This window comes from Lachnoclostridium sp. Marseille-P6806 (genome assembly GCF_900625025.1).
GTDB lineage: Bacteria > Bacillota > Clostridia > Lachnospirales > Lachnospiraceae > CAG-791.
Genome location: NZ_LR130576.1, coordinates 34,671 through 60,925, shown reverse-complemented (window position 1 = coordinate 60,925; position 26,255 = coordinate 34,671). Strand labels below are relative to the sequence as shown.

Here is a 26,255-nt window from a genome sequence, read left to right as displayed (position 1 = left end):
CCCAAGCCCAAATAGCCCCCATCGCAGCCGCAAAACCGCCTGCGCGGATTTTGCGGCGCGTGCCTTGCACAAAGTGCATCGGCATAAGGGATTGCCATGGAGATTTGCCGTCAATGAAAAAAGACAGACATGCCAGAATCATACAGATCATCGAGAGCCGCGACATCGAGACGCAGGAAGAGCTTGCGGACGAACTGCGGCGCAGCGGCTACAATGTCACGCAGGCGACGGTATCGCGGGACATCCGCGCACTGGGCCTGACAAAGGTGCAGACCGGACAGGGACACCAGAAATACGTGGTTCTCCGGTCGGAGGACGGGCACATGACGGACAAGTATATCCGTGTGCTGCGCGAGGCCTATGTCTCGATGGTCAGAGCGCAGAACATCATCGTTCTCCACACCGTGTCGGGCATGGCGATGGCCTGCGCAGTGGCGCTCGATGAGCTGCAGCTTCCGGGACTGGCAGGCTGCATCGCCGGGGACGATACGATTTTTGCAGCCGTAAGAACGGGTGAGGAGACGGAGCGCGTGATGGAGCAGCTGGCGGAAATGGTGAAATGACAGCGGCGTAAGGGATGAATATATGCTACTCAGTTTACATGTAAGAGATCTTGCACTGATCGCCGAGGAGGAGGTCAGCTTTACGGACGGCCTCAATATTCTGACCGGCGAAACGGGAGCCGGAAAGTCGATTCTGATCGGCTCGGTAAATCTTGCGCTGGGAGCAAAGGCGGATCGGGCCGTGATTCGGGACGGGGCAGAGTACGCTCTGGTGGAGCTGCTTTTTGCCGCGGATCATGAGGCGCAGCTCGACAGGCTCCGGGAGCTTTCCCTGCCGGTCGAGGAGGACGGAACCATTCTCATCAAGCGGAAAATCCTCCCCTCGCGCAGTATATGCACGGTGAACGGCGAGACGGTGACCGCGCATCAGCTCCGGGAAATCGGTTCTCTCCTCATTGATATCTACGGACAGCGGGAGAATCAGACTCTTTTGCAGAGAGGGCGGCAGCTCGATATTCTCGATGATTATGCGGGAGAAAAAGCCGCGGCGCTGAAGCAGCGCGTGCGGGAGCATGATCGGGCGCGGCGCGCGCTGGAGGAGGAGTGGAACCGCGGGGATATGGACGGACAGGCGAGAAGCCGTGAGCTGGAGCTTCTCGATTTTGAGATTCATGAGATTGAAGCCGCGGCGGTAAAGCCGGGCGAGGAGGAAGAGCTGGACCGGCGCTGCCGCAGAATGGCTTCCGCCGGAAAAATCAGCGAGAAAATCGGACTTGCCGCGGAGCTTGTGGACGGCGACGGCGGGGCGGCGGAGCTGATCGCCAGAGTCTGTCGGGAGCTTCGGGAGGTATCGGGCAAGGATGAGGCGCTGGAGCCGGTCGCAGAACAGATCGGAGAAATTGATATCCTTTTGTCCGATTTTACGCGGACGCTTATGGATTATGCGGAGGAGCTTTCCTTTGATCCCTCGGAACTGGAGGAGGCGGAGGAACGTCTCAACCTGATCCGGCGCATGTCCGAAAAATACGGATCTTCGGAGGACGGCTTTGCTGCGGCTCTCGCGGAGAGGCAGGAGAGATTTCTTGCTCTCACGGACTATGAGGAGACGCGGGGGCAGCTCCGTGTGCGTCTCGATAAGGAAAGGGAAAGCTATCTGCAGGCGGCGCGTGACCTCTCTGGGGTGCGGCGCGCGGCGGCAAAGGAGTTTGCCGGCCGGCTCCGGCAGGCGCTGCTTGAACTGAATTTCCAGCAGGTCATGCTGAATATCGAGGTGGAGAGCGATGAGTCCCGTGGGGACGGGACGGGGATCGACCGCACGGTGTTTCTGATTTCCATGAATCCCGGCGAATCGCCGAGACCGCTTGATCAGATCGCCAGCGGCGGCGAGCTCTCCCGCATCATGCTGGGGCTGAAAACGGTATTTGCGGGGCGCGATGAGATTCACAGCTTCATCTTTGATGAGATCGATACGGGCATCAGCGGCCAGACCGCGTGGAGGGTAGCGGAGAAGCTGGGCAGGCTCTCCCGGGATCATCAGCTCCTTTGCATCACGCATCTTCCGCAGATCACCGCGATGGCGGACACGCACTTCCGCATCCGCAAGGACAGCGAGGAGGGGAGAACCTATACGCATATCGAGGAGCTTTCGGGAGAGGAGAGCCTCGGCGAGCTGGGACGTCTCCTCGGCGGCGCGGCCGTCACGGAGGCGACGCTTCGGAATGCCGCGGAGATGCGCGAAATGGCGCAGTCCGTAAAGCGCGCAGATTCGTAAAGTGTGACAGGGATCGTCAAAGGAGGTATGGCGGCCCGCCCGACACGGAGCCCGGGCGGCGGTCATTCACAGGCGGGAGGAGAGAGGTCCCGGCGGTGAGCCTCTCATAAAGCGCTTCGGCAGGAGATGGATTATGGGACTGATACAGGCAGCGGTAACAGCGGTAAGCGGAACACTTTCCGAGCAGTGGAAAGAATTTTTCTACTGTGATGCGCTTCCGGAAAACGTGCTGATGACGCGCGGGCGCAAAAAGACCGGAAATAAGCATTTCGGCTCCAACAGCAAGGGAGACGACAATATCATTTCAAACGGCTCGGTGATTGCCGTAGGAGACGGACAGTGCATGCTGATCGTGGAGCAGGGTAAGGTGGTGGAGCTCTGCGCGGAGCCCGGCGAGTTTACATGGGACAGCTCGACGGAGCCCAGCATCTTTGCGGGAGATCTGGGGAACAGCATTGCCGCGACGTTCCAGAGCATCGGACGCCGGTTCACGTTCGGCGGCGCTTCCGGAAAGGATCAGAGAGTCTATTACATCAATACAAAAGAGCTGATGGGCAACAAGTACGGGACGGCAAATCCGGTTCCGTTCCGTGTCGTCGATCAGAATATCGGGCTGGACGTGGATATTTCGGTGCGCTGCTTCGGTGAATATTCCTACCGCATCGTGGATCCGATCCTGTTCTATACCAATGTGTGCGCGAATGTCAGCAGTGAGTTCACGCGCGACCAGATCGACAGCCAGCTGAAGAGTGAGCTTCTGACGGCGCTGCAGCCCGCGTTTGCTAAAATTTCCGCGATGGGTGTCCGTTACAGCGCGGTTCCCGGCCATACCTCCGAGATGGCGGACGCGCTGAATGAGGAGCTCTCCGAGAACTGGAGCAAGCTGCGCGGAATCCGTATCGTCGCTTTCGGCATGAGCTCCATCAAGGCGTCGGAGGAAGATGAGGAGAGAATCAAGCAGCTTCAGATGAATGCGGCGCTCCGGAATCCCGCCATGGCAGCGGCGACGCTTACGGCGGCGCAGGCGCAGGCGATGCAGGATGCGGCGAAAAACCAGAATGCCGGCCCGGCCATGGCGTTCATGGGAATGAACATGGCGAATATGGCGGGCGGCGTGAATGCCTCCCAGCTTTACGGCATGGGACAGCAGTCGGTGGCCTCGGCGTATCAGACCGCAGCAGACGGCGGCTTCAGTGCGCAGCAGACGCCGCCCCAGCCGCAGGCAAATACGGCTCCGCAGGGAGCGGCCGCGGCGTCTCAGAATCAGGCGGCGCCGGCTCCGGGAGCGGACGACTGGAACTGTCCTGCCTGCGGCGCGCTCAATCATGGGAAATTCTGCACGGAATGCGGAGCGAAGAAGCCGGAGCCGAAAGCGTCGTTCTGCCCGGAGTGCGGTCATACCCTTGATCCGTCGAACATGCCGAAGTTCTGCCCGAACTGCGGAAATAAGCTGTAAATCAATCACGGTTCAGCATTTCATTCGCAGCCGTTTTGCGGTCTGTTTTATCCTCGATTCCGGGATTTCTTTCGGAATGCTGAACCGTTTCGTAAATTGGAGTTTGCATGAGTATTTATGACACACTGAACACAGAACAGCGGGAGGCCTGCTTCCAAACGCAGGGGCCGGTGCTCATTCTGGCCGGTGCGGGGAGCGGCAAAACCCGTGTTCTGACACACAGGATCTGTTATCTGATCGACGAGGAGGGGGTGAGTCCGTGGAATATTCTCGCCATCACCTTTACCAATAAGGCGGCGGGAGAAATGCGGGAGAGGGTCGACAGACTGGTCGGCTTCGGTGCGGAATCGGTATGGGTGTCCACCTTTCATTTCCTGTGCGTCAGGATTCTGCGCCGCCACATTGATCAGCTGGGCTATGAGACCGGCTTTACCATTTATGATGCTGACGATTCCCGAACGCTGATGAAGCAGGTCATGAAGACGCTTGGCATCGACCCGAAAGAGCTGAAAGAACGGACGATCCTCGGCGCAATATCCACAGCAAAGAACGAGCTGATGACGCCCCTGCGTTATCGCGAGACGCACCATTTCGATTATATGGAGCGGCGGATCGGAGATGCCTACGAGGAATACCAGCGGCAGCTCCATAAGAATAATGCACTGGATTTTGACGATCTGCTGATGAAGACGGTGGAGATGTTCCGCTCTCACGAGGAGGTGCTGGAGAATTATCAGGAGCGCTTCCGCTATATCATGGTCGACGAATATCAGGACACCAACACGGCGCAGTTTGAGCTGATCCGTCTGCTCTCGGCAAGGTACCGGAATCTGTGCGTCGTGGGGGACGACGATCAGTCGATCTATCGCTTCCGCGGCGCGAATATCCGGAACATTCTTGACTTTGAGAAGCTCTTTCCGGATGCAAAGGTGATCAAGCTGGAGCAGAACTACCGCTCCACCCAGAATGTTCTGGACGCGGCCAATGCGGTGATTCATAACAACGTGAACCGGAAGAACAAAGCGCTGTGGACCAACCGCGGCGAGGGACACAAGGTGCATTACCGCCAGCTGGACAACGCGCTGGAGGAGGCGGATTTCATTGCCGGCGATGTGAAGAGCAAGCTCCGGCGCGACCCGAAGCTGCACTACAGGGATTTTGCAGTGCTCTACCGGACCAATGCGCAGGCCCGCGTCCTTGAGGAGCGCTTTGTCATGGAGTCCATTCCCTACCGGGTAGTCGGAGGCGTGAATTTCTACGCGAGAAAGGAGATCAAGGATCTCCTCTGCTATCTCAAGGTGATCGACAACGGGGCGGATGATCTTGCCGTGCAGCGCATCATCAACGTGCCGCGGCGCGGAATCGGCGCCACCACGATAGAACGGATTGCAGAGCATGCCCGGCAGCGGGGCATCGGCTTCTATGAGGCCATGGAGGAGAGCGGGCAGATCGTGACGCTCTCCCGCGGCGCGGCCGGAAAGCTCGCACCCTTTACGGAGATGATCACCCGCTTCCGCGAGTATCTCAGGGAGAACAACGCGCAGCCGGATGTGCTGTCGGAGCTTCTGCGAAAGGTTCTTGCGGATACGGAGTATATCGAGGATCTGAAAGCGCAGGACCCGGAGGATGCGGAGGACCGGCTCGCCAATATCGACGAGCTGATTTCCAAGGTGGTCTCCTACGAGGAGGCCGCAGAGGAGGAGCCGCCGACACTGTCCGGTTTTCTGGAGGATGTGGCCCTTGTCGCGGATATCGACAGCGTGGGGGAGGAGGACGACCGTGTTCTTCTCATGACGCTCCACAGTGCCAAGGGACTGGAGTTTTCGCAGGTCTATCTGGCCGGTATGGAGGACGGTATTTTCCCCGGGCAGATGACCATAGACACAGGAAATGAAGAGGACATGGAGGAGGAGCGGCGCCTCGCCTATGTGGGCATCACCCGCGCGAAAGACGATCTCACGATCACGACGGCGCGTGCGCGGATGCTCCGGGGAGAGACGAGGTTCAATCCGCCCAGCCGCTTTCTCTATGAGATTCCGGAAAAGCTGCTCGACGGCAGGCCGGCAAAGCCGAAGAATTATCTGGAAGAGGACTTTGATTTTGAGGAGAACGGCCCTTTTGCGGATTACAGCGGCGGCTACGGACGCGGCGCGGGGGCCGGAGGGTTCCGCACGGGAGGACGGACCTTTGTGACCTATGGAAAGACCGGCGGACGGAGTGCTGACGGGAGGCTCCGTGCGGTGGCGAGGAAAAAGCAGACCGCGGATGAGCATAAGCCGTTCATCGCGCAGGCGAACGAGCGGCAGAAAGCGCTCTCGGCTCTTACCAAGGGCGCGCCGGCAGGCGGCGGAAGCCTCGGCTACGGCGTCGGGGACCGGGTGCTTCATGTGAAGTTCGGCGAGGGTACGGTTTCGGCCATCGAGACGGCGGCCCGCGATCACAAGGTTACGGTGCAGTTTGACGATTACGGACAAAAGGTCATGTATGCGGCCTTTGCAAAGCTGGAAAAGCTCTAGATCGGAGGGACATATGACAAAAGAAAAGATAGAGGATCTGATTGAGGTGACAAAGCTGGGAGAGCTTCTGAATCCCCGGGAAAAGAAAACGCATCCGCTGGTGACGGCGCTCGCCGTGATCGGCGGCGTGGCGGTAGTCGCGGGAATTGCCTGCGCGGTCTATCAGTTCATGAGTCCGGATTACTACGACGATTATGACGACGAGGACTTCGACGACGATTTTGAGGATGAGGAAGCTGCCCCCGGCGACGAAGAGACGGCGGATGATGCCGGCGCCGGGCAGGAGGAAATCTCGTTTACGTGAAAAAGGGTGAAGAGATTGTCGGCATCATTGAATATGTGAGCTTTCCGAATCGCGGAATCATGCACGTGACGGAGCAGCGGCCGGACGGAGAGAGCGAGCGCTTCACGGTTACGGTAAAAAACACCGTGCCGGGCCAGAAAGTGGCGGTGCGCATCAAAAAGCGGCACGGGAACCGTGCAGAGGGTGTGGGAACCCGCGTCCTTGCGCGCGCTCCGGAGGAGTGTGATCCGCCCTGTCCGCACTTTGGCCTCTGCGGGGGCTGTACGTGGCTGAATCTTCCCTACGAGGAGGAGCAGAAGCTCAAATCCGCGCAGGTGAAAGCGCTGCTTGATCAGGCGGTTTCCGAGGATTATATCTACGAGGGGATCAAGGCGTCGCCGAGGATATTCGAGTACCGCAACAAGATGGAGTTTACGTTCGGCGACAGCTCCAAGGACGGTCCGCTGGAGCTCGGACAGCACCGGCGGGGCGGTTTTTATGATATTCTCACGGTTACGGACTGCCGGATCGTTGACGGGGATTACCGGACGATTCTCCGTGAAACGAGAGACTTCTGGGCGGCGCTCAAGGAGCGCCGCGAGGTCACGCTGTATCATCGGCTCCGGCATACGGGATATTTGCGGCATCTCTTAGTCCGCAAGGCGTCTCACACCGGGGAGATTCTGATCGATATTGTCACGACCTCGCAGGAGGAGCACACGGAGGAGCTGCGTCTCTGGGCGGAACGGCTCCGGGCGATCGAGGCGGAGGGCCGGATCGCGGGGCATATTCAGGGAATTCTTCATACCACCAATGACTCCATGGCGGATGCGGTGGAGGACGGGGGAACGGAGATCCTTTTCGGCGAGGACTTCTTTTCAGAGACGCTGCTGGGACTTTCGTTCAAGGTGACGCCCTTTTCATTCTTTCAGACAAACAGCTACTCGGCGGAGGTGCTGTACGAGACTGCGCGGGAATATCTGCGGGGGATCGGTCTGTACGGGGAACGGGGAAAGGCTCCCGGCCCGGTGGTCTTTGATCTCTATACGGGAACGGGAACGATCGCGCAGCTGATGGCCCCGGCGGCAAAAAAGGTGGTCGGTGTGGAAATCGTGGAGGAGGCGGTGCGGGCGGCGCGGGAAAACGCGGCCCGTAACGGGCTGTCCAACTGTGAATTTATTGCGGGGGATGTCCTGAAAGTGCTGGACGCCATCGAGGAGAAGCCGGATATCATCGTGCTCGATCCGCCGCGGGACGGGGTGCATCCGAAAGCGCTGTCGAAGATTCTCGCCTACGGCGTACCATATATCCTTTATATTTCCTGCAAGCCGACAAGCCTCGCGCGGGATCTCGCGGGCTTTTATGAGGCGGGGTACCGGCTGGAGAGAGTGGTGGCGGTCGATCAGTTCCCGCGGACAGCGAATGTGGAGACGGTGGTACTGCTTTCCCACAAGGCTCCGGACAGTCATATCAACGTAAAAGTGGAGTTTGGCGAGGGAAAAGGAAAGGTGCCGCTTGATAAAATAGCGGAGAGGGCAGAAAAGTACAAACCGAAAGAACAGGTTACATATAAGAAAAGGTTCATTGTAAAAACAAGCTGATCCGTGAGGGCAGATACACTGATTGTGTTGATGAAATGATCCTGAAGGTATCTCGTCTGATGTGAGAAAACAATTACATATCATTCCTTTGGGAGCCGCTTATTCTGACAAAGAGTAGGCGGCTTTTTTCATTTTCCTACATAGCCGTCTGTTTCCGCAGACGGCTCAATCTTTGAAAGGAGGAGAAACCCCAATGGCAAAGACAAAGGTCATTTCCGTGGCGAAAAGGAGAAGAAACGCCTGCTCCTCGGCAATCACGACGGCTCATGGACAGGAAAGGTGGATCTTCCCCGCTATTTTTCCGGCGTGGATACCATGCTTGAAATCTCTGATGGAAAGCATGGCCTGACCTTGTGCCATTATCCGCTTCTCACGTGGAAGCACGCAAAACGGTCCTATATGATCCACGGACACATCCACAACAGTACCAGTGCAGACTACTGGCCGCTGCTTTGCAGGCGTGAAAGAGTGCTGAACGCCGGAGTAGACATCAACGGGTATCAGCCGGTTCCATAAAATCGTGAGGTTTATCTTCGTTGATAAGTTCATCATATTATCATTGTACTTCTCAATGTAACCATTGATTTTATATTTGTCATCAGGCATAATGTGATTGCGAACTTGCATAATAATATTGACAAGTTATCAATGGAGAACGTTATGGAAATTAAAAGAGATTCCTACCTGAAGCAGTTGATCGGCTATGCATGGGACGGACAGGTGAAGGTCATTACCGGTGTGCGCCGGTGCGGAAAGTCTTATCTGCTGCGAACCCTGTATAAGAATTATCTGTTGGAAAACGGAATAAACGAGGATCATATTATCGTCATTGAACTTGACCTTGCAAGGGATATTCGCTATCGCAACCCATTGGAGCTGACAGCGTATGTGAAGGAACGCATTGGCAATCAGAAAGAACAGTTTTATCTATTCGTGGATGAGATACAGATGTCAGACGAGGTTCCGAACCCCTATAACTCGAATGGAAAGCCTATCACTTTCTATGATGCGCTCAATGATCTGAAAACCCTTTCCAATCTTGACGTCTATGTGACCGGAAGCAATTCACGGATGTTGTCCAGTGATATTCTGACTGAATTTCGTGGCCGCAGCGACGAGGTGCGCGTACATCCGCTTTCCTTCGCGGAGTATTATGCTGCAGCCGGAGGCAACAAGGCGGAAGCCTTTGACAATTATGCCTTTTACGGCGGGATGCCGCTCATTCTCTCAAGGCCGGATGATGAGGCTCGCATGGCTTATCTGAAAGCATTGTTTACTGAAGTATATATCAAAGACATCGTAGAGCGGAAAAAAATCACCCGTATAGACGTTCTGTCTGACATTTTGGATCTGCTCTGTTCTTCGGTAGGTTCGCTTACAAATCCGAATAATGTGGCAAACGCGATCAACTCCATGCAAAAGCTGAAGAGCAAAGACCAAATCGCTCCCAATACCGTGAAATCCTATATGGCTCACCTGGAAGATGCCTTTCTTTTCAGTGAATGCAAACGCTATGATGTGAAGGGCAAGAGCTATTTCGAGTATCCGAACAAATACTATTGTGAAGATATCGGCCTTCGCAACGCAAGGATCGGCTTTCGCCAGCAGGAAATGACGCATATCATGGAGAACATCATCTATAACGAGTTGGAAATCCGCCGTGCCAGCGTGGATATTGGAATCGTATATTCCAATGAAAAAGATGAAAAAGGGAAGCAAAAAAGAACCGCAAGGGAGATTGACTTTGTTGTATCCAAAGGTGGCAAAAAGATGTATATCCAATCTGCCTATGCCATGGAAAATCCGGAAAAAATCAATACCGAGATGAGACCGTTTTCTCTGACTGGCGATTCCTTTCCGAAAATTGTAGTACGCCACGATGTAAGAAAGCGATGGTATGACGAAAGCGGCGTGTTAAACATCGGGGTCATAGACTTTCTTCTGGATGACAGTCTTATTTGAATAATCACATATTTGGACTTCAGACCGATTGGTTTCAGCAGAAATCAGCCGGTTTTTACATAGCCGGGTGTTTCCCCACAAAGGAGCATCCGACTTTTTCTATTTCCGATCGGAGGTGAGATCAAATGACAAACGAGGAACTGAACACAAGGCTCTACGAAAAGATGTTTGCCGAGCAGGAGAACTACCGCAGCTGGCTTCTTTCGCAGACGCCGAAAGAAATCCTGAACCATGCCTACGAGTACGTAATGCGGGAGGACATCCTGCTGTGCCTGGAGTATGGCGACCTGTCCGACGGACAGGCGAAGGCACTGCTTAAGTCCCCTGCTCCGCTGGCGGATGTATTCAAGGACTGGGAAAAGCGGGAAACCGAACATATGGAGGATATGCGGGAAACGATGGAGAGCCGAGCCAATGCCATCCTCCGGCAGGACTTTATCCGTTCCAAACGGGAAGAAAGGTAGGTGAAAGGGATGCCCTATATCGCACCGGAGGTGGTACGTGAAGCCAAACGGATGGATCTTCTGACCTATCTCCAAAATTATGGGCCGCAGGAGCTGGTGCATTTTAGCGGGAATACCTACTGCACTCGCGAGCATGACAGCCTGAAAATCTCTAACAGCAAGTGGTACTGGTTTTCCCACGGGATTGGCGGCAGGTCGGCTCTGGATTATGAAAGACGCCTATGTGCGTGTGAAAGATAAGGCGGAGCACGGCTACTACAGTGTGGAGGACTCCCCGGAGGAATACGCCACGGATCGTGTTTCCGCCCTGTCCGGCTCCGCACTCCATGAGGCCGGGCACCAGCTGGACAAGCGAGGCCGGAAGGCCGTCAAGGAGACAAAGGACAACATAGCAGAACCGTATTGGTTCTGGTACGGATTTTCCGGGCGCGTGGAATGGTGTGCCTGTTTTGCTTCCTGGTGTGCCAATGAGTGCGGCTACATTGATACCGGCGTGATTCCGAAATTTGCCGGCTGCGTACCCGGCGCAGAATGGTTCAAAGAGCACGGGCAATGGGAGGAGAGAGATTTCATTCCCGATGCGGGGCAGATCATCTTTTTCGACGGGGAAGGAGATGGAGAAACCGACCATGTGGGCATTGTAGAATCTTCTTTATCGAAAAGAGTCCACGGAAGGATTGATAAAACAGTTGAATTCGATCCTCTTTCTGTATTCAGATGGCGAAAGTCCCATTCTTTTTTTGAAGGAAGTTGAAAAGCCCGCTACTGTATTAAAGCCAACCTGCCTGGAAATTTCCTCAATCGTTAAATCGCTGTCTGCAAGCAAGTGTGAGGCGTGGTCCGCTTTTTTGTCCAGAATGTACTCTGTAATGGTACTGCCGGTGAATTGTCGATATAGGCTTTTCAGCTTTGTGGCGCTCATGCTTGCCAGACGGACCAGCTCATCCTGACGGATTTCTTCTGTATAGTGTTCGTCTATATAACGGATCACATGTAAGATATTTTCATAATCCGTATTTTTCTTGGGCAGCCTCCCGTTTCCCATCTCGATCAGCGCGGACATGAGCGCATAGGCCCCAGCTACATAGTAAAGCTCCGCCGCCATGCCTTTGAGCTTGCAAAGATTGATTTTCGTGAGGACATTCATCATTTCTCCGGACCAGTTATGCTCCCCGCCCATGTGCTTCAGAATTTCAAGGGGATTCACGTTCTGTGCGGTAAACATCGTCCCTAAATGGCGCTTGTAAAAGGCAGGATCATAGAGAACTTCCGTATAGGCGACCCGGCTCCCCGCCGGCATGAGCCTGCTGACCGTGTTGCCCGCTTCCTCCAGATACGCTGTGATCTTTCCGGGCGGGAGATGCTTTGCATATTCCAGACGCAGAGAAATGTACCGGGAGTTATGCGGCATGGTCAGCTCAGTATCCTTGCAAAAATAGAAATCACATTTTGTGATGGTAAAGTGGCTGTCGTGCGACAGACACCAGAAATATCCTTTCGAGGTGTTGCCATCTCCCTGAAAATAGGTGCCGCAATCAAATGGATTATTTTCATTGTGTTTCTCCATGCCCATGTCGGAGCACATATCCAGAAGTGTTTGAAACATGGTAGATCTCCTTTATTTTTTTATTGGACATTTTTCTTTTTGGAAAAGACATTTGGCAGTTCGAGCCGTTGCGAAAAGGTGCCTTGTATTCTACAATGATTCAAGTTAGATATTGCTAACTCAATATATTATACTATCCAACGCCCGAAAACACAAGGGAGGCTGTCGCGTGAAACTGGATGTGCGCTGCAAGTTTTTGATTTTAATAGCAATCAGTGTGATTGCTTTTTCCACAAAAGATGTTTTCTATGGAAGCCTTGTCTTTTCTTTGGTCTGCCTGCTGACTTTTCTTTTGGGACAGGGAAGGAAAACAGTGAAATACATCATTACCTATCTGGTGCTTGTCGCATTTATTCTGTTGGCAAAGCATGTGCCGACCTTTCTTCGCGGCATGATCCTGATGATTGTCCTGTGCATCCGTATGTGCATGCCCATCGCGCTGTATGGACAGACATTCATGAAAACAACGCCCGTCAGCGAAATGGTGACCGGCTTATATGCCCTGCACATTCCGAGGGGATTTGTAATCACTTTTGCCGTAGCAATGCGGTTTTTCCCAACGGCAAAGGAAGAATTCGGTCACATCCGGGATGCCATGACGCTGCGGGGGATCAACCTATCCGTCGCCAATGTACTCAGACGTCCTGCACTTGTGTTTGAGGGGCTCATGACGCCGTTGCTGGTCCGTTCCTTCACGATTGCAGAGGAGCTGTCGGCAGCCTCCATCACCCGCGGGTTGGACAATCCCGCGCCCAGGACGGCTTTTGTCCGGCTTCATGTTACGATGCTGGATATTGCGATCACAATCCTGTTTGTCGCAGCGCTTTTCGGCGTGTTGTGGCTGCGGGAGAATGGTTGGGGGTGGTGGGTTGATTGAACTGAAGGACGTCAGCTTCCGCTATGAAGGAGCAAAAGAGCAGGCGGTGCGCCATGTATCGCTGACCATTGAGAGGGGCGAATGTATGGTTTTGACTGGACTCTCCGGTTGCGGAAAGACGACTATCACCCGTCTGATCAACGGCCTGATCCCGGACTTTTACCCCGGCGAGCTGAGCGGGAGCATCTTTATTGACGGAGAAGATATTGCCAAAAAACAGCCGCACGAGCTTTCCTCTATGGTCGGCTCCGTTTTCCAGAATCCCCGGACACAGTTTTTCAATACCGATACGGACAGCGAGCTGGTCTTCGGTATGGAAAACAGCGGCGTAGCTTATGCGGAGATGCACCGCCGATATGATCAGACAGTGCGGGAGCTGCAATTACATAAGCTGTGCGGCCGGGATATTTTTGCCCTCTCCGGCGGAGAAAAGCAGAGCATTGCTTTTGGCAGCATCTACGCTTTATCTCCAGAAATATATCTGCTGGACGAGCCCTCCGCCAACCTGGACCGGCAGGCGATCCGGCGGCTCCGGGATACTCTCCTGAAGCTCAAAACTATGGGAAAGACGATCCTGATCTCAGAACACCGACTCTATTATCTCCGGGGCGTCGCGGATCGGGCAGCACTTGTGGAACAGGGCAAGATTACAGAAATCCACCCGTGGGAAACATTGGAGGGGTGTACGGACGAGACACTTCATCAAAAGGGACTCCGGTCCATCCGCGATACCACAGTGGAGCTTTCCGAGCCGCCCCTGCCGGCACAGACCCCTGTGCTTGCCATACGAAGCCTCGCCGTGGCAAGAAAGAAGAATGTGATCTTTGATCATGTTGATTTGACCGTTTCCGAGGGCGAAATCGTTGGGATCACTGAGCCAAATGGCTTTGGCAAGACCACGCTGGCACGAATCGTCTGCGGACTGATGAAGGAAAAAAGCGGGAGCGTATTGCTTAATGGTGTCCCGGCAAGGGCCTCTTTGCGAAAGCGAAGTACGTTTCTTGTCATGCAGGACCCAAATTACCAGCTTTTCAGTGACAGCGTGGAGCACGAGCTGAAGCTGACCATTCACAGGGAAGCACCGCAGGATGCGACTATTACGGAAGTGCTCCGGGATATGGATCTGGAAGAAATGAGGGAAAGGCATCCGCTTTCTCTGTCTGGGGGACAAAAGCAAAGGCTGTGCATCGCCCTTGCCGCCCTGTCTCCGGCAAGGCTCCTCATTTTTGATGAGCCGACAAGCGGGCTTGACTACAGGAACATGCAGCGTGTTGCGGGAATGATTCACAAGCTGGCCGACGACAAGCGGGCTGTGCTTGTGATCTCCCATGACAATGAGTTTTTGAACATGGCCTGCACACGCATCATCTCCCTGGCAAGATAAACCTAAACAACAGAAAGGCAGGTATTTTCCATGAATCAGAACACAACTCTCAAGGGGCGGGATTTCATCAATCTCGGTATTTTCACAGTGATCTTCATCGTACTTTTCATGGTGTGCATGCTGTTGATGAGCACCACCATCTACACGCAGCCGTTCGGTACGGCAGCCGGAGCTTTGGCTGCCGGGCCGGTCTATATGCTGCTTCGCGCAAAGACCTCGAAACCCTGGGCGATCACGATCTTCGGCGTGCTGTATGGGCTTGTCATGTTCGTCATGGGCAGCGGCTGGCCGATTTTGGCGGCCGTGATCGCTGGGGCGCTTATTGCCGAGCTGATCGCCCGAAGCGGACAGTATCAGAAGTATGGGCGGGAATCCATCGGCTATGCAATCCTGATGACTGCCACGGCCATCGGCTCCTACGTCCCGCTGCTGACGATGAAGGAGTACTACCGCCAGCTGGCTGAGACAAACAGTGTAGACAACGAATTCATGGCGCAGCTGGTGGAGTTTATCAGCGGCCCCTATCTGGTGCTTGCCATTGTCGTCACTTTTATTGCTGCTTTCGTCGGGACGCTGATCGCCCGTGCGCTCTTTAAGAAGCATTTTGTAAAGGCAGGGCTGTTAAAGGAGGTCCGGTAATGGCAAAAGAAAAGAAGCGAAAAAGCGGAATGGCAAGACTGTTTGAGCTTGCCTCTGCCCATAAGGGATTGCTCACAGTCAGCGGGATCTTTGCGGTACTGGCTTCTGTCGCCTCGTTTGTGCCCTATATTGCGGTATATCTTGTTGTGAAAGAGACGGTTTCTGTTTATCCGGACTTTGCAGGTCTGGATGTCAGCCGGGTCACGGGTTACGGGCTGCTGGCAGTGGCAGGCATCGCGGCCGATGTCGTCTGCTTTTTGCTTTCTTCTATCTGCGCACATCTGGCCGCTTTTGCAACGCAATACGAATTGAAATCACTTTATGCCAGACACCTGGCCAAAGTCCCTCTCGGATTCCATCTGACGATAGGAACGGGGCGTCTGCGTAAGGTAATCAACCAAGATATTGAGAAGATGGAGCAGTTTCTTGCCCATACCTATCCGGATATGGTGGCATCTTTTACCGCTCCCATTGTTCTGCTTGTGCTATTGTTCGTGTTCGACTGGCGCTTTGGTCTGGCTACGTTTATAGCGGTGATCCTTGCGTTCGCCATTCAGATGATGACCATTGGTGCTGCCGGCCCGGAGGTAATAGAACAAATGCAGAAAAGAGAGGCGGATATGTCGGAAGCCTCCGTAGAGTATGTGCGGGGGATGCCTGTGCTGAAGGCTTTCGGGCAGACGGCGCTCTCGTTCCGCCAGCTGTGTGATGCGATCCGCTCCTATGCAAAAATCACGCTTACCTACACGCTGAAGTGGGAAAACTATCTCTCTGCGTTTACTGCGATCATCAACAACATCTATCTGTTCATTTTGCCTGTGGGTATTCTCATCGGAAGCAGAACCGCGGATTATCCGGGATTCGTGATGAGTTTCCTGTTTTATCTGCTTTTTGTTCCGGCGATTGCTTCCGTCCTTCATAAATTTATGTATGTTTCCTCCTCCAGCATGAGGATTGCAGGCGGCGTGGCCAATTTTGATTCCATGATGGCACTGCCGGAATTGACGGAAGCAGTACATTCCGGTACACCCGCTGATTCCGCAGTTTCCTTCCGAAATGTCTCTTTTTCCTATGAAGGGGCGGAAGCAATGGCCTTGTCTGATGTGAGCTTTACGGCACAGGAAGGAAAAGTTACGGCAATCGTAGGGTCATCCGGAGGCGGGAAGAGCACGATCGCCCACCTGATCCCGCGGTTTTGGGACGTTTCCCAGGGCAGCATCTCAATCGGTGGCGTAGATATCCGCGAAATGACAGAGGCTGAATTGATGAGCCAGGTAAGCTTTGTCTTTCAGGACGTGTATCTTTTCCATCAAAGTATCAAAGAAAACATCCGCATGGGTCGCCCCGACGCATCTGACGAAGAAATCCGGCAGGCCGCAAGCGCGGCAATGTGCGACGAATTTGTCCTAAGGCTGCCAAATGGATATGACACGGTTTTGGGAGAAGAAGGCGTCCATCTTTCGGGCGGAGAATCACAGCGGATCTCTGTTGCCCGCGCCATTATCAAAAATGCACCGGTTCTTGTGCTGGATGAGGCGACGGCATTCGCTGATCCGGAAAATGAGCAAATGATCCAGGCGGCCCTTGCACGGCTTATGAAAGGAAAGACGGTTATCATGATCGCACACCGTCTTGGAACTGTGAAAGATGCGGATATGATCCTGGTCATGGAAAGCGGGAAGATTGCAGAAACAGGCACGCATCAAAGCCTGATAGAGGAAAACGGTCTTTACACGCAAATGTGGAAGAGATATACACAGACCCTCTCCTGGGGCGTCGGCCGAAAGGAGGTCATGGCATGAACAGACTGAAAACAATGTTGTTCCTGGATGAACAGGGAGAAAAAAACCTCCGCAGTGCCATTATAGCCTGCCTGCTGACCAGCCTTTCGCTGATGATCCCTTTTTCAATCACGATCCTGGTGTTCACGGAGGCACTGACGCCCTTGGCCGGTGAGACTATTTCCTGGCAGAAAATGTGGCTTATGTTCGGAATCGGCCTTGCAGCCTTTGTGGTCATCTTTTTCTTCTCGAAAAACGACTATCGGAAAACCTATGTCTCCTCTTATGGAAACTCGGAGTCCACAAGACTTCAGGTGGCGGAAAAGATGCGCAGCCTGCCCATGAGTTTCTTTAACGCGAAAGACTTGTCGGAGCTTTCTTCCAACATCATGGCGGACTGCACCAATATCGAGCAGGTCATGTCCAACATTGTTCCGCAACTCATTGCTAACGTGATTTCTTCCGTGATCGTGTGCGCGATCCTCGCTGTGTTTGATTGGCGAATGGCACTTGCCGTATTTATCATGCTGCCGGTGGCGACGCTTGTCCTGTTTCTGAGCAGAAAAGCACAGAACCGGCTTTTTGGACGCCACGTAGAAGCGCGTTTGAATGCGGAAAAGCAGTCCCAGGAGTATCTGGAAGGGATCAAGGTGATCAGGGCCTGTAGTCTCGGCGGCGACAAATTCAGAAAACTGGATGAAGAATTTACGGAGCAGCGCCGCGTTGCGATCCGGGTTGAACTGGTTTCCGGGGTCTTTATTGCCCTGTCCACTATGCTGCTTCGCGGCGGGATCGGTATTGTTACTTTCGTCGGCGTAACTTTACTTACGAAGGGTAGCCTTGATTTCCTTGTGTTCCTGATGTTTTTGTTGATTTCCAGCCGGATTTACGGTCCGATCCTGACGGTACTGTCCATGCTGCCGGATTTGCTATACCTGCGCGTGGCAACCCAAAGGCTTCACGAGCTTATGGAAAGCAAACCTATGGCGGGCGATACTGAGGTTTTCATGCCCGGCAACACGGTCTCCTTTGAAAATGTAAGTTTTTCCTATCATGATGACGAGGTTCTGAAAGAGGTCAGTTTTATTGCCCGTGAAGGAGAAGTGACCGCTCTGGTGGGGCCGTCGGGGAGCGGGAAGAGCACGATCTCACAGCTGGCAGCTCGCTTTTGGGATACCACGAGAGGGAGCGTCAAAGTTGGGGGCACGGAGGTAAAGACACTCGATCCGGAATATTTGATGAAGAAGTTTGCTTTTGTGTTTCAGAATGTCATCCTGTTCAATGATACGGTTGAGGCCAATATCCGCATCGGAAAGCCCGACGCCAGCGAGGAAGAAGTCCGTGCCGCGGCGAAGACGGCCCGCTGCGACGAGTTCATTGAAAAGCTTCCGGATGGATACCAGACCATGCTGGGCGAAAACGGAGCAACACTCTCCGGAGGAGAGCGCCAGAGGATCTCCATTGCCAGGGCGTTCCTGAAAGACGCTCCAATCGTAATCCTTGATGAAGCGACGGCTTCTCTGGATCCTGAAAGTGAAGTATATGTCCAGCAGGCAATTAACCGGCTTGTAGCCGACAAAACGGTGTTGATGATCGCACACCGTCTGCGCACAGTTCTTCATGCAGACCATATCGTTGTACTGGAAAAAGGGCGTATCGTTGAGGAAGGCACCGGTGAAGAGCTTCTTGCAGGCAACGGACTGTTCTCCAGGCTGTACCATATACAGCAAGGCGGGATATGAAATGGAGGCAGGCCATGCACGTCATAAGGCGAAAAACATTATTCATCATCGCAGGTAATTCTTATATTTCTGAGGCATACCGGGAACGTAAAATCCAGGATATGACGCTGCGTTTGGATGGTTTGTATGAAGTTATCATTGACTTAGAAAATCGAATTGAGGATGCAAGGCTAAGGAGGGCAGCCATAGAAACAGAGGCGATTTCACTGAAAAACCTGTTCAGGATCATGAAAAACTTTGGAGAGCTCTATGATATAACGGAAAAAGGAAGCGTTTGTGCGCCCGAAATTATTTTTTGAAAAATATTTTTGCGAAAATCTCAAGATGGAAAAATATTAAGCTGGAAAACGGGCAGGATGGAAAACGATTAGCTCAAAAGAATGATTTATATCTGGAAAGAAAATGCTATTTTCAGGAAAAACGGAAAATAATGCCCGAAAAGCGTTGCTTTCCGTTACAATGAAAGAGTCGGGACAGAAAGCAGTCCGCCATATATCAGAGAACGGGCATAAGCCAAAGAACAGGAGAGCGCTATGAATTTCAGTATCGGAAACGGCATGCTGCAGGCGGAGCTGTCGTCGGTCGGAGCCGAGCTCCGGTCGCTGCGGGACGCAGAGGGACATGAATACCTGTGGCAGGGGGATCCCGCGTGGTGGAAAGGGCGTGCGCCGCAGCTTTTTCCGTGGGTGGGACGGCTCACGAACGGCATTTATCAGATGGACGGCAGAACGGCGTCGTTCGGGATCCACGGCTTTCTCCGCGAAATGGAGCTGGAGGCCGCGGAGCATACGGCGGAGGCGGTGACCTTTTGCTCGTCGGACACGGCGAAGACCCGGGCGCAGTACGACCGGAAGTGGGAGCTTCGGATACGCTGTGAGGTTCGGGACAGACAGCTTCTGATCCGCTTTTTCGTCGAAAACCGGGATGCACGAGTGATGTACTTCGGCTACGGCGGCCATCCCGGTTTTTTTGTTCCGATGGAGGAGGGGCTGTCCTTTGAGGATTATTACCTCGATTTTGAGGAAAAGGCGGAACCGGTTCAGCTCGAGATTACGGCGCAGGGCTTTGTCGGAGAGAAAGAGACGCCGTATTCTCTGCGGGACGGTCATATTCTTCCCCTGCGGCACGAGCTGTTTGTCAATGACGCCGTGGTGCTCCGCGGGATGGCGCATGGGGTGACGATACGCTCGGACCGGGGGCGGCGCTGCGTCACGGTGCGCTATCCGCAGATGGACTATCTGGGCATCTGGCAGTCGGCGGGGAGCGACACGCCGTTCCTTTGCATCGAGCCATGGGTTTCCCTCCCCTCAAGACAGGACGTGCCCGAGGTTCTGGAGAAGCGGAAGGATCTGGTGAGGCTGCTTCCGGGAGAATGCTATGAAAACTGCTGGAGCATAGAGCTCGGCTGAAAGGAAAGCAGATGGCATACAGGGCGTTTCGTCTCGAACAGAGCATCACCATTCACAAAATTTACAGCATCCATTATTTTGAGTACCGAAAGGACTTTGTCTTTTCGGGGGAGTCGCATGATTTCTGGGAATTTGTGTGCGTGGACAGGGGAGAGGTATTTGCCCGGAACGGGGACAAGCTGACGCTGATCCGGGAGGATGATATCTGTTTCCGCAAGCCGAATCTTTTTCACGGGATCGAGGCAAACGGCGTGGTTGCGCCCAATCTGGTGGTGATTTCCTTTGAATGCAGCAGTCCCGCCATGCGTTTTTTTGAGGACAGGATTCTTCGTGTGGATCAGGCGGAGAAGCATTTTCTTGCGGGAATCATCGCGGAAGCGGAGGGCTGTCTTTCCGGCAGACTCGACAATCCCTATCTTCAGGATCTGGAGAGAAAGGAGGACGCCGTATTCGGCGCGGAGCAGATGATCCGTCTGTATCTTGAAATGTTTCTGCTGCACTTGTACCGCCGGTATGCCGTCGCTTCGGGCGGCAAAGACGCGCCGGGCAGAAGAGGCGGCAGGGATTTGAATACGGACCGCGATTCCGCGGTCTTTGAGCAGCTTCGGAATTATCTCGAGCGGCACATAGCGGAACAGCTGGATGTCGGCCGGATCTGCCGGGACAATCTGCTCAGCCGGACAAGGCTTCAGGATATATGCCGCAAGTTTGCGGGCATGGGTGTGATCGAATGCTTCAATCGGATGAAAATTGAGCAGGCGCAGATTTTTCTTCGGGAGCAGGCCGGCTCCTGCCGGCAGATTGCAGAGCGGCTCGGATACGGATCGGCCAATTATTTTACCCGCCAGTTTCACCAGTACACGGGGATGACCCCGTCGGAATATGACCGGTCCATCAAGGCGATTGCGGAAAAGCACCGGAACGACGGCTGAGACGACGGAGGAAAAACGGCAGGGAAATACACAGCGGAATACGACAGTGAGACATGCGGGGGAGCACAGGCCCCGTATGTTTTTTGTGTGGAGAGGAGCCGGACGGCACAAACCATAGCACGATCATACAGGAGGACCAAAAGCACCGAATGTGCTACTTATCGGTATAATAGTGCATTGTTTCATCTGAATGGGCTTATATATAATCAATTTATACAAAGACTTTCGGAGGATGCGCTTTGAAAGATAAAAAATATACAAAAAAAGAGAGGAAAATGGTTTCGGGCAGTGCAAACGGCGGAAGCGGAGCGCTCAGATATCTCTGGAAAAACAAGTATCTGTATCTGATGCTGGTTCCGGCGCTTATCTATTACGGCGTGTTCTGCTATGCCCCCATGGGCGGGCTGGTCATCGCATTCAAGAGCTTCAATCCGATGAAAGGGATTCTCGGGAGCCCGTGGGCCGGCTTTGCGACGTTCCGGAAGCTGTTTTCCATGGGAAAGTTCTATCAGGTGTTCTGGAATACCATACGGATTTCACTGATCCGTCTGGTGTTCGGCTTCCCCTTTCCGATCATCATCGCGCTGCTTCTCAACGAGCTTCGCAGTGTCCGTGTCAAGCGGGTGATTCAGACCGTGATTTACATTCCGAATTTTATTTCATGGGTCATTCTGGGCGGGATCCTGACCAGCATTCTCTCGACGGACGGCGGAGTGATCAACGGGCTTCTGACCTCGCTCGGGGCAAAACCGGTCGGTTTTCTTACGGATGAGCGCTTCTTTGTGCCGACGATGGTCGTCTCGATGATATGGAAAACCTTTGGCTGGAACACCATCATCTATCTGGCGGCGATGACGGGAATCGACCCGCAGCTCTACGAGGCGGCGACCGTCGACGGGGCCGGCCGGTGGCAGAAGCTGTGGCACATCACGCTTCCCTGCATACGCTCCATCATTGTGGTCGTGCTGATCACAAGAATCGGAAGTCTCATGCAGGCCGGGTTTGAGCAGATCTTTGTGCTGTATCACCCGGGCGTCTACGGGACGGCGGATATCATCGACACCTACGTGTACCGCATCGGCCTGCAGGACGGCAAGTTTGAGCTGGCGACGGCGGTCGGCCTGTTCAAATCCGTCGTGAACTTCATTCTTCTGGTCATTGCCAACCGGACGGCGAGAATGGCGGGTGAGGAGGGAATTTTCTGATGATGGCAAGGACTGAAAGGACAAAGGCATCTTCTCATATCCGTGAGTCTCTGGGAAGCCGTATTTTTAATGTCGTCAATGTGCTTCTCCTTGGCTTTATCGCGTTCACGACGTTCTATCCGTTCTGGGACTGCTTCGTCGTATCGTTCTCGTCCCTGAAAGGCTACCTTGCGACGAGCGTGCACCTGTGGCCGTCCGAGTGGTCCCTCGAGGGCTACCGCTACATGGTCTCCAGCGCAGAACTGTGGAGCTCCTATGCAAATTCCATCATCATCACCGTGGGCGGAACGGCGATCAATATGATCATCACGATCATGGCGGCCTACGTGCTGTCCAAGAGGAATCTGAAAGGCCACCGGGTTCTGATGTTTCTCGCGGTCTTCACGATGATGTTTTCGGGCGGCATCATTCCGACTTATATGGTGGTCAAGGATGTCGGGCTCATGAACAGCCTCTGGGCGATGATACTTCCGACGGCGGTGAACACCTACAACCTGATCATTCTGCGTAACTTTTTTCTCGATCTCCCGGCCGAGCTGGAGGAGGCGGCGCTCCTCGACGGCTGCACGGAGGCGGGTGTGCTTTTCCGCATCATGCTCCCGATCTCGAAGCCGGCGGTCACGACGGTGACGCTGTTTTACGCCGTGGATCACTGGAATGATTTCTTTTCCGCGATCATGTATATCAATAAGAAGCAGCAATGGCCACTGCAGCTCTTCCTGCGATCCATGCTTTTCCAGAACGACGCGGCGTATGCCAGCGGGGGCGAGAGTCTGTTCCTCTTGGGACAGCCGATGAAAATGGCGGCCGTTATGATGGCGATTATCCCGATCATGTGCGCCTATCCGTTCTTCCAGCGGTATTTCACGGCGGGAATGACGGTCGGCGCAGTCAAGGGATAGCGATAGATAAAGGCAAAAGGCAAAGGAGGCTGATTTGAAAAAGAACACAGGAACAACGAGGAAACTGGCGAGTGCTCTTCTGGCAGCGGTCATGCTGATCTCGGCCGCCGGCTGCGGAAGCGCGGCCCCGCAGACGACGGAAGCAACCGGCGGGGATGCACAGCCGGCGGCCGCGGCCGGGACGGAGCAGGAGGCAGATACCGCAGCCAAAACGGATGAACGCCCGACCATCCGGTGGCTGACGACGGGCGATGCCGCGGCGAAAGCGATTGAAGACGGGGACCGCATCGTGGAAGCGATCAACGAGAGGCTTGGCATCGATCTGCAGGTGGAGATCGTTCCGGAGGCGAATACGGAAAAGGTCAATGTCGCCATGGCGTCGGGAGATTTTCCGGATATTGTGACAGGTGCCTACGGAACCAGCGCAACGCAGTCATGGATCCAGAATGGGATGGTTATTCCGCTCAATGATTATCTGGACGACAATGCGGCGCTGAAAGAGTGGCTCGAGCAGGACTATCCGTGGTCGGCCGTAGACGGAGCGTATTATGGAGCTCCGTTCATCGCCCAGTACAATGTCGCGAATACGCTGATTGTGTTCCGGCAGGACTGGCTGGATAATCTCGGGCTGGAATATCCGCAGACGCTGGAGGAGATGAAAGAGGTCCTGATCCGCTTTACGACCGATGATCCGGACGGAGACGGCAAGGACAATACCTACGGCTTCACGGCGGAGGGTCCGTCCAGCACGACGGGCGCGACACCCTTTGACTGGGTTTTCCATGCATACGGTCTGGAGCACGGCGACTATGCTCTGAACGAGGCGGGAGAGATCATTCCCACCTTTGACGACCCGTCCTTTGTCCCGGCGATGAATTACATCAAGGAGCTCTGGGATCTCGGAGTGATCGACTCGGAGCTGATGCTCAACGATACGTCCAAAAAAGAAGAAAAATTTTATCAGGGCAAGGCGGGAGCTATGCAGGCAGCCCTGTTCCGCCATGTGTCTAGGCACGAGTCCTCGCTGCAGGAGCTCTTTCCGGAGGCATCGATCTGCTATGATTTGGCTCCGGCGGGGGAGAATGGAAAACGCGGTCTGAGCAGGCAGGGCAAAGACGGCTTTATGACCTGTGTCACGGCGGCCTGTGAGCATCCGGACAAGGCGGCGGCGTTTATCAATTTCATGCTCTCCGAGGAGGGAATCGAGCTTGTCCGTCTCGGCATCGAGGGCGTGCATTACACGAAAGACGGCGATACCATCGTCTACAATGAGGAGGAGAGAGAAAAAGACGCATTCGCGCCGAACGGCTGGGCGCATGCGCTTGCATGGGGCTCTTTCTTCTGGCCTCTGGAGAGCGGCTATATCCCTCTCACGGATCCGAACCGGGAGAGAGCGCTCGAAACGGTTGAGCTCGCGACAAAGTGTCAGGTTCCGAATCTGGTGAAGCAGAAGACCCCGGCGGAAATTTCCGACAAGTCGGCGCTGAATGATATCTTCATTCAGTATTTCTCCGATATGCTTCAGGGAAAAATCGGAATTGAGGAGGGACAGAAGAAGCTCGACGCCGAGTGGCGCGCGAACGGCGGAGATGCCGTGCTCGAGGAGGTCACAGCTGCGTACCGGGCGCAGGAAACGCAGTAGACAGCGGGCAGAATGCTGCAGAGCGGAGGTTGTGGGGGACAGGGGAGGCCCTGTCCCTTTTTGAGCAGGGGGATGAGCAAGAGGCGAATGATGAAAAAACCATCGATTGTATTTATTCTTTCGGATGATCAGGGAGCATGGGCCATGAACTGCGCCGGCACGCCGGAGCTGTACACGCCGAATCTGAACCGGATCGCGGAGCGGGGTGTGATGCTTGAGAGCTTTTTCTGTGCATCCCCTGTCTGCTCTCCGGCGAGAGCGTCGCTCCTCACCGGGAAAATGCCGTCGGCGCACGGGGTTCTCGACTGGCTCCGCGGCGGCAATGTCGACAGCGAGAGGTTCCGCCGGCAGGGAGAGGAGAATCCCTATGCAGGCGGGGACCGGGGCGAGACGAAGCCGATCCCGTATCTCAAAGAGCAGCGCTGCTATACGGATATCCTGAAAGAAGCGGGCTACCGCCTCTCACTGTCCGGCAAGTGGCATCTGGGAGACAGTGTGACCCCGCAGCACGGCTTTGACGACTGGTATACGATCGGAATGGGGGGCTGCTGCTATTATCATCCGGACATTGTAGATCACGGCGAGATTACCGTCCGGCACGGGGAGTACGTCACGGAGCTCATTACGGACCGGGCGCTCCGTGATCTGGACGAGCTGGCGGCGGGGCCGGAGCCGTTCTATCTGGCGGTGCATTACACCGCGCCGCATTCTCCGTGGGACGCAAAAAACCACCCGGCCCGGTGGATTGACTATTATGACGGCTGCTCGTTCCCGAGCATTCCGGACGTGCCGGACCATCCGGACATCACGACAGGGCCGGTCTTCGGCACGCCGAAGCGGCATGAAAACCTGCGGGGATATTTTGCGGCGGTCAGTGCGATGGACGAGCAGATCGGGAGAATTCTGGACGCGCTTGAGGAGAAAGGGCTTGCTGAGGAGACGATTGTGATTTTCAGCGCCGACAACGGCATGAATATGGGGCAGCACGGAATATGGGGAAAGGGAAACGGCACCTTTCCCATGAACATGTACGATACATCGGTCAAGGTGCCGTTCCTGATTTCCTGCCCGGCGAGGCTCCCGCAGGGCGTTCGCTGCGATGCGCTGGTCAGCGCCTATGATCTTTACCCGACGATTCTGGAGCTCACGGGGCTCTCGGAGCAGTTCCCGGAGGGGCTGCCCGGCAGGAGCTTTGCCGGAAGTCTCTCCGGCGGCGGGGCGGAGGACCGGGAGGTCGTCGTCTTTGATGAATACGGTCCCGTTCGGATGATACGTGACCGGGAATGGAAGCTCATCGTCCGTTATCCCTACGGCGGAAATGAATTCTACCATCTCACGGAGGATCCGGGTGAAAACAGAAATCTGTACGGTGCGCCGGAATATGAAGAAAAAATCATTGCCATGCGGCGGAGGATGGAGGCGTGGTTCGTGAGCTATTCGGATCCGTATATCGCCGCGTCGGCGCAGGGAGTCACCGGTTCGGGACAGCTGTGCCGTCCGGGGATCTACGCGGATCGTCTGGAGCCGTATGCTCCTCTTTCGGAAAATTCATGAGCTCCTCTGTTTTTTATAAAGGGCGA

General features: G+C 54.5%; 22 protein-coding genes and 2 pseudogenes. 22 read left to right on the top strand and 2 right to left on the bottom strand.

The window, feature by feature from the left end; genetic code table 11:
• The first annotated feature begins 113 nt into the window (after window positions 1–113).
• From argR to rlmD, 6 genes are all read left to right on the top strand, one after another.
• Window positions 114–563, top strand: coding sequence for an arginine repressor (gene argR, locus E0E20_RS04460; RefSeq protein WP_130837012.1), 450 nt, complete (start codon window positions 114–116; stop codon window positions 561–563).
• 22 nt (window positions 564–585) lie between these two features.
• Window positions 586–2,274, top strand: coding sequence for a DNA repair protein RecN (recN, locus tag E0E20_RS04455; RefSeq protein ID WP_130837011.1), 1,689 nt, complete (start codon window positions 586–588; stop codon window positions 2,272–2,274).
• A 133-nt stretch (window positions 2,275–2,407) separates the two neighbouring features.
• A complete protein-coding gene (locus E0E20_RS04450; protein WP_130837010.1) occupies window positions 2,408–3,730 on the top strand; it encodes an SPFH domain-containing protein in 1,323 nt (440 codons plus the stop codon).
• Between the two features lie 107 nt (window positions 3,731–3,837).
• The gene (locus E0E20_RS04445; protein ID WP_130837009.1) at window positions 3,838–6,246 is read left to right on the top strand and encodes an ATP-dependent helicase; all 2,409 of its coding nucleotides are present in this window, start codon (window positions 3,838–3,840) and stop codon (window positions 6,244–6,246) included.
• A gap of 13 nt (window positions 6,247–6,259) precedes the next feature.
• Window positions 6,260–6,550, top strand: coding sequence for a DUF4366 domain-containing protein (locus E0E20_RS04440; RefSeq protein ID WP_242622659.1), 291 nt, complete (start codon window positions 6,260–6,262; stop codon window positions 6,548–6,550).
• The gene (gene rlmD, locus E0E20_RS04435; RefSeq protein ID WP_130837008.1) at window positions 6,547–8,130 is read left to right on the top strand and encodes a 23S rRNA (uracil(1939)-C(5))-methyltransferase RlmD; all 1,584 of its coding nucleotides are present in this window, start codon (window positions 6,547–6,549) and stop codon (window positions 8,128–8,130) included. The genes E0E20_RS04440 and rlmD overlap by 4 nt, the downstream gene beginning before the upstream one ends.
• A 264-nt stretch (window positions 8,131–8,394) precedes the next feature.
• Here the strand turns inward: rlmD and E0E20_RS04430 are convergent, their stop codons facing one another.
• A complete protein-coding gene (locus E0E20_RS04430; RefSeq protein ID WP_130837007.1) occupies window positions 8,395–8,736 on the bottom strand; it encodes a hypothetical protein in 342 nt (113 codons plus the stop codon).
• Between the two features lie 54 nt (window positions 8,737–8,790).
• Here E0E20_RS04430 and E0E20_RS04425 point away from each other — a divergent pair, with 54 nt between their 5' ends.
• The 4 genes and pseudogenes from E0E20_RS04425 to E0E20_RS14550 form a co-directional block, all read left to right on the top strand.
• The gene (locus E0E20_RS04425; protein ID WP_130837006.1) at window positions 8,791–10,092 is read left to right on the top strand and encodes an ATP-binding protein; all 1,302 of its coding nucleotides are present in this window, start codon (window positions 8,791–8,793) and stop codon (window positions 10,090–10,092) included.
• Window positions 10,093–10,217: 125 nt separating this feature from the next.
• Complete coding sequence (locus E0E20_RS04420) at window positions 10,218–10,556, top strand: DUF3848 domain-containing protein (protein ID WP_130837005.1); 339 nt, start codon at window positions 10,218–10,220, stop codon at window positions 10,554–10,556.
• Between the two features lie 9 nt (window positions 10,557–10,565).
• Window positions 10,566–10,766 (top strand): annotated as a pseudogene (locus tag E0E20_RS14555) (hypothetical protein); the annotation flags it as partial.
• A gap of 184 nt (window positions 10,767–10,950) precedes the next feature.
• Window positions 10,951–11,202: pseudogene (locus E0E20_RS14550) on the top strand (CHAP domain-containing protein); the annotation flags it as partial.
• A 6-nt stretch (window positions 11,203–11,208) separates the two neighbouring features.
• Here the strand turns inward: E0E20_RS14550 and E0E20_RS04405 are convergent.
• Window positions 11,209–12,162 (bottom strand): helix-turn-helix domain-containing protein, encoded by a 954-nt coding sequence (locus E0E20_RS04405; protein ID WP_130837002.1) that lies wholly within the window; start codon window positions 12,160–12,162, stop codon window positions 11,209–11,211.
• 169 nt (window positions 12,163–12,331) lie between these two features.
• Here E0E20_RS04405 and E0E20_RS04400 point away from each other — a divergent pair, with 169 nt between their 5' ends.
• The 12 genes from E0E20_RS04400 to E0E20_RS04345 all read left to right on the top strand — a co-directional run bounded on the left by E0E20_RS04400 (window position 12,332) and on the right by E0E20_RS04345 (window position 26,229).
• Window positions 12,332–13,039, top strand: coding sequence for an energy-coupling factor transporter transmembrane component T (locus E0E20_RS04400; RefSeq protein ID WP_130837001.1), 708 nt, complete (start codon window positions 12,332–12,334; stop codon window positions 13,037–13,039).
• Complete coding sequence (locus E0E20_RS04395) at window positions 13,032–14,423, top strand: ABC transporter ATP-binding protein (protein ID WP_242622658.1); 1,392 nt, start codon at window positions 13,032–13,034, stop codon at window positions 14,421–14,423. The genes E0E20_RS04400 and E0E20_RS04395 overlap by 8 nt, the downstream gene beginning before the upstream one ends.
• Window positions 14,424–14,453: 30 nt before the next feature.
• Window positions 14,454–15,062 (top strand): MptD family putative ECF transporter S component, encoded by a 609-nt coding sequence (locus E0E20_RS04390; RefSeq protein ID WP_130836999.1) that lies wholly within the window; start codon window positions 14,454–14,456, stop codon window positions 15,060–15,062.
• Window positions 15,062–16,864 (top strand): ABC transporter ATP-binding protein, encoded by a 1,803-nt coding sequence (locus E0E20_RS04385; RefSeq protein ID WP_130836998.1) that lies wholly within the window; start codon window positions 15,062–15,064, stop codon window positions 16,862–16,864. The genes E0E20_RS04390 and E0E20_RS04385 overlap by 1 nt, the downstream gene beginning before the upstream one ends.
• Window positions 16,861–18,585 carry an ABC transporter ATP-binding protein gene (locus E0E20_RS04380; RefSeq protein WP_130836997.1) on the top strand — a complete coding sequence of 575 codons (1,725 nt, stop codon included), beginning with the start codon at window positions 16,861–16,863 and terminating at the stop codon, window positions 18,583–18,585. Before E0E20_RS04385 ends, E0E20_RS04380 begins: the two co-directional genes overlap by 4 nt.
• 14 nt (window positions 18,586–18,599) lie before the next feature.
• Window positions 18,600–18,884, top strand: a complete 285-nt coding sequence (locus tag E0E20_RS14005; RefSeq protein WP_207302826.1) for a hypothetical protein — start codon at window positions 18,600–18,602, stop codon at window positions 18,882–18,884.
• A gap of 234 nt (window positions 18,885–19,118) precedes the next feature.
• Window positions 19,119–19,994, top strand: a complete 876-nt coding sequence (locus E0E20_RS04370) for an aldose 1-epimerase family protein (RefSeq protein ID WP_130836996.1) — start codon at window positions 19,119–19,121, stop codon at window positions 19,992–19,994.
• An 11-nt stretch (window positions 19,995–20,005) separates the two neighbouring features.
• Entirely contained in the window at window positions 20,006–20,926 is a 921-nt protein-coding gene (locus E0E20_RS04365) for an AraC family transcriptional regulator (RefSeq protein WP_130836995.1), read from the top strand.
• A 239-nt stretch (window positions 20,927–21,165) separates the two neighbouring features.
• The gene (locus E0E20_RS04360; protein ID WP_242622657.1) at window positions 21,166–22,131 is read left to right on the top strand and encodes an ABC transporter permease; all 966 of its coding nucleotides are present in this window, start codon (window positions 21,166–21,168) and stop codon (window positions 22,129–22,131) included.
• Window positions 22,131–23,033, top strand: a complete 903-nt coding sequence (locus E0E20_RS04355; RefSeq protein WP_242622656.1) for a carbohydrate ABC transporter permease — start codon at window positions 22,131–22,133, stop codon at window positions 23,031–23,033. Before E0E20_RS04360 ends, E0E20_RS04355 begins: the two co-directional genes overlap by 1 nt.
• A gap of 34 nt (window positions 23,034–23,067) precedes the next feature.
• Window positions 23,068–24,675 (top strand): extracellular solute-binding protein, encoded by a 1,608-nt coding sequence (locus E0E20_RS04350; RefSeq protein WP_242622655.1) that lies wholly within the window; start codon window positions 23,068–23,070, stop codon window positions 24,673–24,675.
• Window positions 24,676–24,762: 87 nt separating this feature from the next.
• Window positions 24,763–26,229, top strand: a complete 1,467-nt coding sequence (locus tag E0E20_RS04345) for a sulfatase-like hydrolase/transferase (protein WP_130836994.1) — start codon at window positions 24,763–24,765, stop codon at window positions 26,227–26,229.
• Window positions 26,230–26,255: the final 26 nt, after the last annotated feature.